Annotated in this window: 10 protein-coding genes; 1 reads left to right on the top strand and 9 read right to left on the bottom strand. The window is 43.3% G+C overall.

The genetic code is table 11. The features are described from left to right. Positions 1-2: 2 nt before the first annotated feature. The 9 genes from fcl to QMA04_RS04565 form a co-directional block, all read right to left on the bottom strand. A complete protein-coding gene (fcl, locus tag QMA04_RS04605; RefSeq protein ID WP_290184211.1) occupies positions 3-953 on the bottom strand; it encodes a GDP-L-fucose synthase in 951 nt (316 codons plus the stop codon). A 297-nt stretch (positions 954-1,250) separates the two neighbouring features. After that, positions 1,251-2,726: an MOP flippase family protein gene (locus QMA04_RS04600; RefSeq protein WP_290184209.1), complete on the bottom strand. Its 1,476-nt coding sequence runs from the start codon at positions 2,724-2,726 to the stop codon at positions 1,251-1,253. Positions 2,727-2,747: 21 nt separating this feature from the next. Beyond that, positions 2,748-4,862: a protein kinase family protein gene (locus QMA04_RS04595; RefSeq protein WP_290184207.1), complete on the bottom strand. Its 2,115-nt coding sequence runs from the start codon at positions 4,860-4,862 to the stop codon at positions 2,748-2,750. A gap of 48 nt (positions 4,863-4,910) precedes the next feature. Further along, complete coding sequence (gene rfbB, locus QMA04_RS04590; RefSeq protein WP_290184205.1) at positions 4,911-5,927, bottom strand: dTDP-glucose 4,6-dehydratase; 1,017 nt, start codon at positions 5,925-5,927, stop codon at positions 4,911-4,913. Positions 5,928-5,939: 12 nt separating this feature from the next. Continuing rightward, complete coding sequence (rfbA, locus tag QMA04_RS04585) at positions 5,940-6,830, bottom strand: glucose-1-phosphate thymidylyltransferase RfbA (protein ID WP_290184684.1); 891 nt, start codon at positions 6,828-6,830, stop codon at positions 5,940-5,942. Positions 6,831-6,847: 17 nt separating this feature from the next. Then, positions 6,848-7,999 (bottom strand): DegT/DnrJ/EryC1/StrS family aminotransferase, encoded by a 1,152-nt coding sequence (locus QMA04_RS04580; protein ID WP_290184203.1) that lies wholly within the window; start codon positions 7,997-7,999, stop codon positions 6,848-6,850. Positions 8,000-8,037: 38 nt separating this feature from the next. Next, the gene (locus QMA04_RS04575; RefSeq protein WP_290184201.1) at positions 8,038-9,516 is read right to left on the bottom strand and encodes a lipopolysaccharide biosynthesis protein; all 1,479 of its coding nucleotides are present in this window, start codon (positions 9,514-9,516) and stop codon (positions 8,038-8,040) included. Positions 9,517-10,001: 485 nt separating this feature from the next. Beyond that, entirely contained in the window at positions 10,002-10,913 is a 912-nt protein-coding gene (locus QMA04_RS04570; RefSeq protein WP_290184199.1) for a glycosyltransferase family 2 protein, read from the bottom strand. A 160-nt stretch (positions 10,914-11,073) separates the two neighbouring features. Beyond that, on the bottom strand, positions 11,074-12,198 hold the full coding sequence (locus QMA04_RS04565) for a right-handed parallel beta-helix repeat-containing protein (RefSeq protein WP_290184197.1): 1,125 nt from the start codon (positions 12,196-12,198) through the stop codon (positions 11,074-11,076). A 482-nt stretch (positions 12,199-12,680) separates the two neighbouring features. Between QMA04_RS04565 and QMA04_RS04560 the strand changes: the two genes are divergently transcribed. Then, a complete protein-coding gene (locus QMA04_RS04560; protein WP_290184195.1) occupies positions 12,681-13,685 on the top strand; it encodes a GNAT family N-acetyltransferase in 1,005 nt (334 codons plus the stop codon). Positions 13,686-13,715: the final 30 nt, after the last annotated feature.

Raw genomic sequence — 13,715 nt, 5'->3', positions numbered from 1 at the left:
CCTCAATTCGTCATCATTGTATTTTTTTCTATATTTTCCAAGAACCATGTATAGGCCATTTCCAATCCTTCATCCAACGAGATTTTCGCTGTCCAGCCAAGGTCCTTCAGGCGATTGACATCGACCAGCTTTCGTGGAGCGCCATCCGGTTTGGAAGCATTAAAGACGATTGCCCCGGAGTAACCGACTGTTTTTCCGATTTTCTCTGCGAGCTCTTTGATGGAAATGTCTTTGCCCATCCCAACATTGACCAAATCACTGCCATTGTACGTATTCATCAAATAAATCGCAGCATCCGCCAAGTCATCCGAATAGAGGAATTCACGTTTCGGTGTCCCGGTCCCCCACACTTCAACAGTCGGCGCATTGTTCAATTTAGCTTCATGGAATTTCCGGATCAGTGCCGGCAAAACATGGGAGCTGTTCAAATCAAAGTTATCATTTGGTCCGTATAGATTGGTCGGCATGATGGAAATGAAATTTGTCCCATGCTGCCGGTTATAGGCCTGACACATTTTGATTCCCGCAATTTTCGCAATGGCATAAGCTTCATTGGTCGGCTCGAGTTCGCCGGTCAATAGTGAATCTTCCCGCATCGGCTGCGCCGCCAACTTCGGATAGATGCACGTGCTGCCAAGGAACAACAGCTTTTTGACATGGTTCTGATGGGCTGCGTCAATGACGTTGGTTTGAATCATTAAATTATCCCGGATAAAGTCTGCCGGAAAATCATTGTTCGCTACAATGCCTCCCACTTTCGCTGCTGCCAGAAACACATATTCCGGCTGTTCCTCTTCGAAGAATGCATCCACCTGATCACGCTTCGTCAAATCCAGTTGCCCACTGGTCCGGAACACAAGATTGGTGTAACCATTTTCCTGCAAATTTCTTGTAATCGCCGATCCCACTAAGCCTCTATGCCCCGCCACGTAAATCTTTGAATCCAAATTCATAATTACCCCACCTTTTTCTCAGCGAATGCCATAGATAATTTATGGATGCTGGTGTCTTTTTTGATGTTTATATACAGCTATGAATAAATAAAAAATCAAAAGATATCAATATACACAAGACTATATAATAATTAATTGATTTTAATTTTCCATTCTACCATACTATAGTCTAAATATTACAGATTATTTTGATTATTTGATAATTAATATTATTTTTATTTTTCCGCACCAGATACTTCCATACAATTACCGAGTATCTGTTTATTTTTAATGAAGCAAGTTTATTGCAACGAGTGCTTATGCCCCTTTAACCGCTGTCCGCTTTTGAAAAAAGCTCTTTATTTCCACCACCAATTCGCGTTGATTGAAAATCAGCAACAAACCATACACCAGCATGCCGATCAAGGCGTCAATAACAATGATGGCGATTGGTCCGACTCCTGTTAACTGGGCGTTGATGGCGTATAAAGGAGCCAGCATAATAACCGAGTGGGCCATCGGTTTGACGATCGACATCGTCAACTCACCTAAGCTTTCGCCGATAATGTGGCGGATTCGCACAAAATAACTGACGTAGAACAGTACCAGCCTCAGCAAACCAACCGACAACGCCACCACGAAGATGTTGCCGGATAAACTGGACAGGAAAACGACGGCGGGTATGATCCCCAATTGAGCCAGCTGCCAGTAAAAGCTCCACCTTACTTTTCCAACGGCGATAAATAAGCTGCCGCTCGGATTTCCCAATGCCTTGAACAAAGCATAGAGGCAAAGGATTTGAATGATCAAAATGCTTTGTTGCCATTCTTCTCCAAGCAAAAGCGGCACAGCATAAGGAGCCAAGACAATCACTCCTGCCAGCAGAGGGGCATTAAAAGTAGTCAGCATATTGGTGATCAACAGATAAGCTCTGCGCAACTTGGCGCTGTCCAGCTGAATTTTTGAAAATACCGGAAACGCTACCCGATTGATCATCGAATTCAATTTCTGGACAGGCTGCATGATCAGGTTCATGGCCATACTGTAATAACCCAGTGCCACCGACCCCAATGTGATGCCGATGATCACCTGATCGATTTTTGTAGTGAAATAATTGATGCTCGTTGATCCGAGCCGGTACATGCCGAATGAAACGAAACCTTTGATGGCATTCCACGAAAATTCGAACTGCGGCCTGGTTTCCGGATTTCGGTAACCGCCGACCACCCACGGGACACTTCTGACCAGCGACATGGCAATATGTCCGTACACCAGTGACCACGCACCAAGCGTTGTAAAGGCTGCCAAATAAATGGTCAGCAGCACACCGATTGCCGTCGCCAGGATTTCGTTTTTGGTGATTTGGGTGAACTCCAGTTTTTTTGTAGCAAGCGTCTGGAACTGCAGGCCGAACGGCAAGATCAAAAAGCTGATGCCGACTACTTGAATCATTGGTGTCAGGCTAGGCTCATCAAACAACAGGGCAATAACAGGCGCCGCTATCAATAAAACGAGAAACAGCACCAGCCCGACGAAAATGGAAAACCAGTAGAGGCTGGACAGTTCGAGTTTAGAAATTTTTTCTTTTTGGATAATGGCATCCGTGATGCCCATCTCCAGGAACAATTGCGAAAACTGGATGACGATCTGCACCATGGCGATCAGCCCAAAGACAGCTGGCCCCAGCACCCTCCCCAAAATCAGCAACTGGCCGATCTGCAGGATACTCGTTGCGAGCATCGATATTGAAGTGAGCTTGACGCTGCTCACCGCTTGGTTTTTTAAAGACGCCATAGGCCATTCCTCTAATCGCGTTTAATATAATATCTTTTTCCACATATTGCGGCGTTGCTTTGGAAATATCCCGTATGGCTTATCTTCCGTAAAATCTTCCGGAAACCCATTCAAGTCGAACGATTCACGGACATCCAAAGGCTTTTCTTCATATTGATAAAGAAATTCGAAATCGATGAGTTTCAACCCTTCAGATGTCAAAAGGATATTGCCCGGATGGAAATCGATCAGTGCGTACCCTTTGTTGTAGAAGAATTCATTGATCTTGAAAATCTCCTGTTTATGCTTCCGCTTCAGAATCTGCTTTTTGATGTGCCAGCTTTCTGTCACTTTATTGGTCTTTAAGTATGGAACGATGATGTAGTTCTCGCCGCTGTCGATCAGCTTCGGAATAAAATCACATTCCTTGCTCAATTCGCCATAGACAAACTTTTCACGTTCCAAAAACCGTTCTTTGCCCGCTTTATAGGTTTTCTTTACCGCTTTTCCTCCTTGGTACTCAATGACTTCCACTTTGGCGCGCCGCTTTTTTTCAGACACGTCCGCTATCACTTTTTCCGGCGTCCGGTAAGCATTGTCCCATTCAGTGACAATCGCTTCAATATCACCAATGAGGTCCGGTGCGACTGCAGAAATATAATCCAAAGCTTCAATTTCATCGTCAGCGCTGTGAAGCGGATTAGCCCGCTCATCTTTGGATAAGGAAAAATTGATTTCCGAACGCAACTGCTCTTTCAGCAAATAATGTTCATTCGAGACATGCGGGTATTTTTTCTTCATCTTTGCACTTAACGGTTTCGGGTGGTAATCATACATGACCAGCAAAGTCGACGGCTTGCCGCCGCTCACTGGCCATGGACCTTGCCCCCAATTACCGCCGCGCATGCTTTGGGAGGCATTTCTTTTCTGTTCTTCATCCAATTTGACCGCCCGAATCAGGCACAGGCCGTTGCGCTCAAACCAATCGATGATCTTATGGGTCAACTGCCGCTCTTCCGCCCATTCCCGCACAACAAATACCATCAGTTCCCCATCTTTTTCAAAATTGTGCTCATTTGATTTGATGGTCGACTCGAGCCAGCTGCCACTGACGCCGATCAGTTTCCGGATCGTGTCAGTCGACGGCGCCCACCCTTCTTCTTCAAGAAAATGATGGAAATATTCCAGGCTGATTTCTTCCAGCCTGTCATCCGTTTGGACAGCAAGGTCCTGGAGGACTCCCGGATAATCATGATCCTGCGGAATCTTTTTGACGACACCTCCAGCCTTGGCTGGAATCCCTGATTTCTCGCCTTTGTGGTAAACCGCATGGTACATGAGGCTAAGAAAATAATGCCGTTTAGACGGAATAAAATACTTGCTGTTCCACAATTCTTTTTGATCCAGAATCGTTTCCGCGATGTAAGGCGGATAATAGGCGATATTATTGAAGTTGCTTCCCGGCAACCCGCCTGCACTATAAATATCAAACGGCAATATACCGACTTTTTCATTTAACAAGTCTCTGACTTTTTCGATATGGGTGTCTGAAACCAACAAGTCCACGTCTTCATCCAGATCCAAAAAAGGCAATTCATCAAACCAGCGCAAAATGACGTAATCCAGTTTCCGCTCATTCAACAAATCGAAAAAATTTTCCAATCCCAATTCAGGAGATAGGTATTGCCGAGCTGCCTTTTCTTTCCGGTGATTGCGCTTGAAGACGATAACGGTCCGGGTTTCACCTGCACCGCCGGCAAACGCTTCAAAATGAAAAGACCATTTTTTCTTTCTCGCCAGCTTATATGCCCAGAGCGGCAGGAAGCTGGCACGGTCAATGATTTTGGACGGAATAAACAAGATCACATCCGCAGAAGAATGAAATGCATTTTTCAGATCCATAAAATCAGCCCGGTTGATGATTAATACTTCTGCATTGTTTTTATAGGTCAACGTCTTTTCATTCGCGTAATACAGATCAGGATCCCGGCTGCCCATTGGCTCGCCTGTACAGATCCCCAAATAATTTTCATAACCCGAAGCTGCCAACTGTTTTTTCAGGCCGCTGGTTTCAGCATTGAATTCTAGGACTTTCACTGCCTGTTTATCCGGATACAATTTCCTTATATATTCACTGATTGTCGACTGATTGCTCAAGCTGCTCTTCCCCCTTGTCCACCGGCATACAACATCTGGCCCATCTCTCTATTTGCGTGCATATTGCCTATCGAAGTATTGCTGGTATTCGCCACTGATGATTTTTTCCCACCATTCCTTGTTTTCAAGAAACCAATCAACGGTTTGGGCAATGCCTGTTTCAAAGTCATAAACCGGTCGCCATCCCAATTCTTCGATTTTCGTTGGATCGATGGCGTATCGTTTATCATGGCCTAAACGGTCTTCGACAAATTCAATCAACTCATCGGTCTTCCCTAAAGCCCGAATGATGGTGCGCACCACTTCAAGATTGGTCATCTCATTGTGGCCGCCGATATTATACACTTCGCCGACCGTTCCACTATGCATCACCAAATCGATCGCCGAGCAATGATCCAGCACATGGAGCCAGTCACGGACATTTTTGCCGTCGCCGTAAACCGGAACTTTTTGGTCATTCAGCACCCGTGAAATCGTCAATGGAATCAATTTTTCCGGAAAATGGTACGGGCCGTAATTATTGGAGCAGCGCGTAATATTGACCGGCAGCCCATACGTTTCGTGATAAGCCCGGACCAATAGATCCGAAGACGCTTTGCTGGCACTGTACGGGCTATTAGGCTGGATCGGTGTTTCTTCCGTAAAGAATGTTGTGGGATCGAAGCTCAGTTCGCCATATACTTCATCAGTCGAGACATGGACGAACTTCCGGACTTCCGCCGATTTAGCAGCGTCCAGCAACACTTGCGTGCCCAGCACATTGGTTCGGATAAATACTTCCGGATCTGTAATCGACCGATCGACATGGCTTTCGGCAGCAAAATGGACGACATAGGCAAAATCCACCTGCTCGAACAATTCACCCACTGCCTGCCGATCAGCAATATCGATATGGACAAAGCTGTAATTTTCTTTGTTTTCGATTTGCTGATGCTTCGTCAAATCTCCTGCATACGTCAGCAAATCCAGATTATAAATATGGTATTGCGGATATTTATCGACCATATATTGGACAAAATTCCCTCCAATAAATCCCGCTCCGCCGGTTACTAGTACATTTTCCATGGAGGCGCCCCTTTATGAGTTATTCGGTAACAATGATTTTTCAGAAGCAATATCGAGCAGATACTGGCCATAATCTGTCTTTTTCAAAGACTGCGCCAGTTCAATCAATTGCGCTTGGCTGATATAACCTCTCCGGTACGCGATTTCTTCAATGCAGGCAACGTACAGCCCTTGCCGCTTTTGGATGGCCTCCACGAAATTGGAAGCTTCCAGTAAAGCTTCATGCGTTCCAGTGTCGAGCCATGCCAGTCCACGCCCCATGATATTGACCTGTAATTCGCCGCGCTTCATGTATTCATCAACTACAGAAGTGATTTCTTTTTCTCCACGTGCCGAAGGCGCTACCCCTTTCGCAATCTCGACGACTTTATTGTCGAAGAAATAAAGACCCGGAATTGCATAGGAAGATTTTGGCTTCTCCGGTTTTTCTTCAATCGAAATGACATTCAACTCGTCATCCACCTCTACTACACCGTAAGCTCGCGGATCCGCTACATGGCAGCCAAAAATAACGCATCCATTAGTCAGCTCAGCCGATTCTTGAAGACGATTTCCGAAATCCGATCCGTAAAAGACATTGTCGCCGAGTACCAGTGCCACAGGTGAATCACCGATAAAACTTTCGCCAATCGTAAACGCTTCAGCTAATCCGTTCGGCTCTTCCTGGATCGCATACTCCAGTTTGATGCCCAGTTTTTGTCCATTGCCCAGCAAACTTAAGAAGCCGGAGATGTCCCTTGGTGTAGAAATAATCAAGATTTCCTTGATTCCTGCAAGCATTAAAACAGACAGTGGATAATAGATCATAGGCTTGTCGTAAACAGGCAGCATTTGTTTTGAAATCGATTTGGTCAACGGATAAAGGCGTGTCCCCGTTCCACCAGCTAGAATAATTCCCTTCATCATTGATCCCTCATTTCTTATAGTTGAGATACACTTTTCTGAGCGACATGCAATTCACGGATGATCCCGCAGATGGTTCCGATCGATTCAGCCGCCAAATCACCATAATATGGCATTGCAAGAACCTGCTGAACCGCCTGCTGCGCATTCGGCAGATTTCCAGGCCGTGCAGATGGCAGTTCGCTGTACCACTCGAAATCACTGCATAAAGGATAGAAATATTTTCTGGCAAAGACCTTATATTTCTGGAGTTCCCGATGGACCGTGTCCCTGGACTGCCCGAATACCGCTTCGTCTATTTCAATGACAAAATATTGGTAGCTGCTGGATTCGTCTTCAAGTGTTGTTAACACTCGAATACCGTCAATATCCGACAAATTTTCTTCGTAGACTCTTTTGATGGCGTGGCGTTTTCTTCGCTCACCTTCAATCACTTGCAGCACTTCGATACCGACGCCCGCCTGGACTTCATTCAGTTTGGCATTCAATCCGGACAACACCACTTCTTCCGCATTGGCGATCCCGAAGTTCCTCAACAAATCCAACTGCCTATCGAGTGCCGGATCACTATAGGTCAAAGCACCACCTTCGATCGTATTGAACAGTTTGGTGGCGTGGAAACTGAACATCGTCATATCGCCGAAGCTGCTGATCGGCACTCCATTGATCTTGGAGCCGAATGCATGGGCACCATCGTAGATGACCTTCAGGTTATGCTTATCGGCAATGGCTTGGATTTTTTCCACATCGCATGGATTCCCAAAAACATGGACACCCAGAATAGCGCTTGTTTTTTCGGTGATCAACGCTTCGATTTTATCGGCATCAATATTGAAGGTCTCCGGATCGATGTCACAAAACACAGGCGTTAAATTATTCCAGTCCAAAGCTTGTACCGTAGCCGGAAATGTAAACGGCGTCGTAATGACTTCCCCAGTCAGTTTCAATGCCTTCAAGCCCAGCAGCAAAGCCAAAGTGCCATTGGAAAACATCGAGATATGCTCCACTTCCAGGTAATCTTTGAGCTGGCGGCTCAATTCATCATGCTGTGCGCCGAAATTCGTCAATTGTTTACTGTCCCATACCTTTTTCATCCGTTCCGTGACATCGTTTATGTCCGGCAACAAAGGCCGTGTGACATAAATCGGTTGTTCAAAAGCTTTAGCCATTACATTCCCTCCCAAGGTATAAATCTGCTTCCCGCCAGTCAAACCGTCTTAGCGGTTTTTATCTTTTTTATGATCGGCACCAATAAATCAAAGACTGTATCGAATTCCTGAATTTTAAACAGTTTGCAAATCAGGATATAGATGATTATCCCAAAACCGATCTGCAGGACCAGGGCAGGAAGACCCGGTAAAGGCAACAGCCACCCAAAGCCGTAAACTGCTGCACCCATGACCAGCGAAATCGCATAAATCGGCACCAGGTCCCCGATTTGTTCTTTGACACTGTAAGAAATCTCCCGTCCTGAAAAATAAATATTGATGAACAAGGAAATATATGAATCCAGTACGACCGTAGCCACCAAGGCCATAATGCCCCAATCCATCCAGATGACAACGACAATCAACACTGTCGGCACAATCGTCTTGATGATTTCCAAGTAAAGAAACAGGTCCGAGCGCCCTTTCACTTGAAGAATGTTCAAATTCAATGCATGGATCGGATACAGCATGCCAGCGATGCACAGGAGCTGGAAATAAGGGATCATCTTCTCCCATTTCTCACCGAAGATCAGCAGAATAAGCGGTTCTGCAACTGCTGCCACACCAGCCATGACCGGAAAGATGAGGAAGCCGGAAAGCTTGATGATTTTCTTAAAGCTTTGCTTCAACCTGTCGTGCTGTTCCTGGATTCCGCTCAATACCGGATAAGTGACCCGCTGGATGGTCGCTGTCAATGTCTGTGTTGCCACATCGCTGAATTTGGCAGCATTTGTGTAATGCCCCAGAGAGCTTGGGGTATATTGCTTTCCGATGATCAAGTAATAAATATTGTTGTAGGCCGTATCAATCAAACCCGATACAAGCAGCTTCCAGCCGAAACCGAACAAGCGCTTGAACGATGACACACTGAAAACCAGTGAAGGCAGCCATCTTCTGGAGAAAACCAGCAGCAGCGCCTGAATCAGATTCAGCGCCAGCATCCGGACGACCAGGCTCCATACACCAAATCCCGTCAATGCCATTGCAACAGCGACAGCACCTGACAGCAGGCTGGCCGCCATATTGACTTTCGCCTGCACTTTGAAATTCACTTCTTTCGTGAACATGGCTCTTGGAATGATCGAAAACGCATTAATGATGACACCCAATGCCAACACCCGGATAATTGACGTCAATTGAGCTTGATCAAAGAAATTGCTGATCAGAGGCGCTGATAAAAACAGTGTGGCGTAAATAAAAAGAGACACAGCCAAGTTAAAATAGAAAACCGTGGAATAATCGGTTTGATTGGCTTTTTGATCTCGAATCAATGCCTGGGTAAAGCCGCTGTCAACGAGCGAATTTGAAAGTGCGACAAACACCAGAATCATGCCGATCAATCCGAAATCTGTCGGCGTCAATAACCGCGCTAGGATGATCTGAATGATAAACTGCACCCCTTGATTTCCCATCATGTCTCCGAAACTCCACAGTAGACCGCTGATTGTTTTTTTCTTCAATGATTTTTCCTTTTCCATCTGCTGGCTCCTATCGAAAAAACTTTTTGATACATCATCGCTAAATATAACTCAATGTTCAGAAAGTTCGATTCGATTATTATTAAAACATACATTTTAGGTAAATTAAATCTGTTTTAATATGAAATAAAATAACCTCCCTTTCAAATACACTACTTTGTGCTTATTAATACTTCTTGATTTTCATTCTAACATACTATAAGTCTTAAATAACAGATAATTTAGATTATTTTTTATTTTTATTATGCAAATTATTCCACTATCTTTCCTTTTTCAACTTAATTATTGAGTGGGTTAACTCAAATGACGCGCAACATTTCTTATTTAACTGTTATTTTCTTCCTCATTTCCGTATATTCTTTAAAATGGTTTTATTTAAATATACGAGTTCAAATTCGCTGTTTTGAAAAAAGAAAAAGGCAGTTTCGAAAGCCTCTACTGTTGGCTTTCGAAACTACCTTTATATACTATGAACTGCTAATTTTTCAAATTGCGATTCTTTTGATTACTCGTTTCAGGAATTCAGGTTTCATATAAAATTGCCAGTAACCATTTTTCATCGTCTCTTTGATTTTCATCTGTTTCAGCAAAATATAGAAGCGATCCCGTTTTTTTGTCCGATTGATGACCTTGTCATACTTAAAATGAGTATATGCATTTATTTCATCAAGCATATCGGCGACTGCCTGTAGGTGCTGTTGTTTCTTTTCAACGTCCGAGACTTGTACATCTGTCCAAGATCCCTTTACTTCCACACGGTAAGCAGACATGTTCCGATCCATGTAAAAGACCGTTCCACTTAAGGCCCCACAGATAACCAGGGGATAATCTCCGATACTGGCGTTCAAATAGTACTCAGGCATTTCGGGAATTTTTTCGCGCGAATACAGAATTGAATTCGTGGCGAAAAGCTCTCCTCCCCCCTCAATTACTTCTTCTACTGAAAAGATCTTGTCTTTATTGCTTGGTCGGATGGAGGATACAGTCTTTTTGGTTACCGCCGAAACTCTTTCTGCAGCATGTACACACATGCTGCATTCAGGATGCGCTTCCATATAATCAACTTGCCTCTGTAATTTATCGGGATCTGTCCAGTAATCATCTCCTTCACAAACTGCAATATATTTTCCTAGTGCACGTTCCGAATTAACCAACTCAACCAGTACACCTTTAGAATATTGATTTTCTGTTTGGCAAATTGATTTGATAATATCTGGATATCTCTGCTCATAGCTCTTGATGATTTCAGCCGTGCGGTCAGTTGATGCATCATCATGAACCAGAATCTCGTAAGCGAAATTCGTTTTTTGCATCAGCATGCTATCTAATGCTTCTGCAATATAATCTTCATGATTGTAACTAGTACATTCAATACTCACCATTATCTCATTTGCCATTAGTCGCAGACTCCTCTTCAGTTAAATAGATTTATTTCATAACCAAATACGATACAGCTTAACAGTTAACTCTTTTTTACATATTAGCATAAACTTTACTATAAAGCAGATTATTCAGATAAATTAATACCTTGTTTACATTCTTGTAAATGTTGGCCGGTCATTCAAATTTCACAAAAAAGTTTTCCTTTTGATAGGTCACCCGCAACTCTTCATCACGAATGATTAAATTGTTTTCTTCTATGGTATTACCTTGAATTTCATGTCCCATCCCTATATTCACGTAGATTCCTCGTTCAGATCCTTCTCGAGGATTGAGAGCCAAGTTATTGGCAATCCGGATATTATAGCTGGGCGTCATCAAATTATTGCCTCCATCTCCGGGCCTTACCGCAATATTAAATTCATTATTGTAAGTAAGATTTCCTTCGATTACATTCGATTCCGCTCCGTTTTTCACGTCAATACCATAATAAAAACCGCTCACTGTGTTTTTTTCAATAACGCTTTCTTTTTCACTTTCTACCGTAATTCCTTGCTGATCGGTATACCCCGGGCGGTCCTCCATCACCACACACCCTTTAACAAGATTGTGTTTGCCGCCGCCGAATAATGAAAGATGGCCATCTCCCGAATTTCTTACCACACAAGATTCAATCGTATTGTAATCCGACGCAAAATTGATGATGCCGGAACCATAATTGGATTCACTCGTCACATTCCGGACGACATTGTCATTGGCGTGATGCAAATGAATGCCTTGAGAATAATTTCGAGTGTAGACATTTTCAATTGAACTTTTCTGGCTGTCCTGAAGCAAGATGGCAATGTTCGAAATCAAAGAGCCACTTTCAGGAAGTTTATCGCCCATCAAAAATCCACCTTTCAAGTGAACATCCGCTGTATCAACAATCCAGAAAACCCCATATTCGCCGTCTGATTCCGTCTTGAAGATTGCCTCATCCATCACGATGGTAATTGGTTTGGATATCTTCAAGGCAAAGTAGCTGTCACCATACCCGGTGCTCGCTTTCAAGTCCGGATTTTTACTCAATTTGTATATCCCTGCTGGAATATGTAACTTGCCTCCGATAGGAGTTTCATCAATAGCCGTCTGAATCGCTTTCGTATCATCCGCCATTCCATCACCTTCTGCTCCAAATTGTGTTTTTGCATCAATCTGCTTTTCAGTAAGCCAAAAATTCTGTCCCACACTAAAAATAACTATCAGCCCGAAAACCCCGAAAAGGAATAAGAGCCAACGGGCTGTCTTTTTGTTGGTCATCGGCACGCTCCCCTTTATCTTGCCGGAAATTAACTCTTTCTTTTGAGTGCTTTACAACTAAACTCAATTATAGTATAAGGGTATTATTCTTAAAATGCACATATTTCTGAATACTAATTTTATTAAAAAAATATCCATTTACTTCGTCATTCTATCCTATTACCTAAGTCTTTTTCCAATTTGTTGGATGAAAAAAACGATTTCTCCTCGCATTTTACTGTTTTATTCGCTATAATCGATATGCCAACTAATTTAATTGAAAATTTAGTCATTTTTTATGAGCTCGAGAATCTAAGTAAACTGCCACTACAGGTTCTTGTCTGAAAGAGTATCAGTTCTGCAATTTTTATCTTTTTGATGAAAATCAGTCAGAGGTACCATTTACCCTATCCTGATTTGAATGCTTAAGCACTGTTATCCCACACTCGCCAAGAAGAGCCCTATACATTTTATTTAATTAAAAAAGGAAACGAGGGATTAGTTTGAAGGATTTGTTTTTCGAGAAAGATTACGGCAAACTTTACGAAAAAATTGAAAGAGGAAGCTGCGAAGTTTTTGAATTTACACATGCGCTCGGATCGGTCTACCACCAATTCATCAAAAAAGAAATTCCTGTCCAATTGAAGGACGGACCTTATTTCGATCTTGTAACACCTTACGGATACGGCGGTCCATTGATGACCGATATTGCTGATGGAAAGAAAGAGGAATTGGCACAGCTTTTCCAAGAAGCTTTTTGGAGCTATTGCCAGGAAAACAAGATTGTCGGCGAATCCGTTCGTTTCCACCCAGTCTTTTCAAATGCCCACGACTTCAAGTCCTGTTACGAAATTGTCCACAGGCGCAATACCACTGGAACAAACTTAAAAATTTACGAAGATCCTGTGCAGAGCGAGTTTTCAAAATCTTGCAGAAGAAATATACGAAAAGCATTGAAAAGCGGCGTTTCCTTTTCGATCACCATTAATCCACCAGATTTAAAAGAATTTAAGGAGATTTATTATTCAACCATGGACCGCAATAAAGCGGCCGAAATCTATTACTTTGATGACGATTATTTCTCTGATTGCCTTCGTCGTTTCGGAAAAAACATTTTACTGACCGAGGTGACATTCGAAGGCAAAGTCATTGGCATGGGATTGAACTTTTTTTATAATGACTTGATTCATACCCACCTGTCCGGTACTTTAAAAGACTATCATCATCTTTCTCCGGCATATGTTTTACAATACGCATTGGCGGTCTGGGGCAAAGACAACGGCATATCACTCATTCATGATGGGGGTGGCCGAACCCGCGATCCGCAAGACAGCCTATTTTTATTTAAAAAGCAGTTCGGCAAAAATACAGAATTTGAATACTATTTTGGCTATAAAATATGGAATGAACCTATATATCAAGCTCTATGCGAAGAGGCGCAAGTTAGTAGGAGCGGAGAGAGCTTTCCTGCTTACCGCCAGAAAAAGTTTGAACGAGTATCGAATTAATTCACCAAAGCTCGATGAGGAGGAGCCGGG

The sequence above is a fragment of the Planococcus sp. APC 3900 genome (genome assembly GCF_030407735.1).
Taxonomy (GTDB): Bacteria; Bacillota; Bacilli; order Bacillales_A; family Planococcaceae; genus Planococcus; species Planococcus notacanthi.
The sequence above is the reverse complement of the archived record's forward strand: the minus strand, read 5'-3'. Positions and strand labels throughout refer to the sequence as shown.

Excerpts from the sequence above, each read along its gene's own strand:
- rfbB (WP_290184205.1), bottom strand. The coding sequence starts at position 5,927 with ATGGAAAATGTACTAGTAACCGGCGGAGCGGGATTTATTGGAGGGAAT.
- QMA04_RS04575 (WP_290184201.1), bottom strand. The coding sequence starts at position 9,516 with ATGGAAAAGGAAAAATCATTGAAGAAAAAAACAATCAGCGGTCTACTG.
- QMA04_RS04580 (WP_290184203.1), bottom strand. The coding sequence starts at position 7,999 with ATGGCTAAAGCTTTTGAACAACCGATTTATGTCACACGGCCTTTGTTG.
- QMA04_RS04565 (WP_290184197.1), bottom strand. The coding sequence starts at position 12,198 with ATGACCAACAAAAAGACAGCCCGTTGGCTCTTATTCCTTTTCGGGGTT.
- rfbA (WP_290184684.1), bottom strand. The coding sequence starts at position 6,830 with ATGAAGGGAATTATTCTAGCTGGTGGAACGGGGACACGCCTTTATCCG.
- QMA04_RS04600 (WP_290184209.1), bottom strand. The coding sequence starts at position 2,726 with ATGGCGTCTTTAAAAAACCAAGCGGTGAGCAGCGTCAAGCTCACTTCA.
- fcl (WP_290184211.1), bottom strand. The coding sequence starts at position 953 with ATGAATTTGGATTCAAAGATTTACGTGGCGGGGCATAGAGGCTTAGTG.
- QMA04_RS04570 (WP_290184199.1), bottom strand. The coding sequence starts at position 10,913 with ATGGCAAATGAGATAATGGTGAGTATTGAATGTACTAGTTACAATCAT.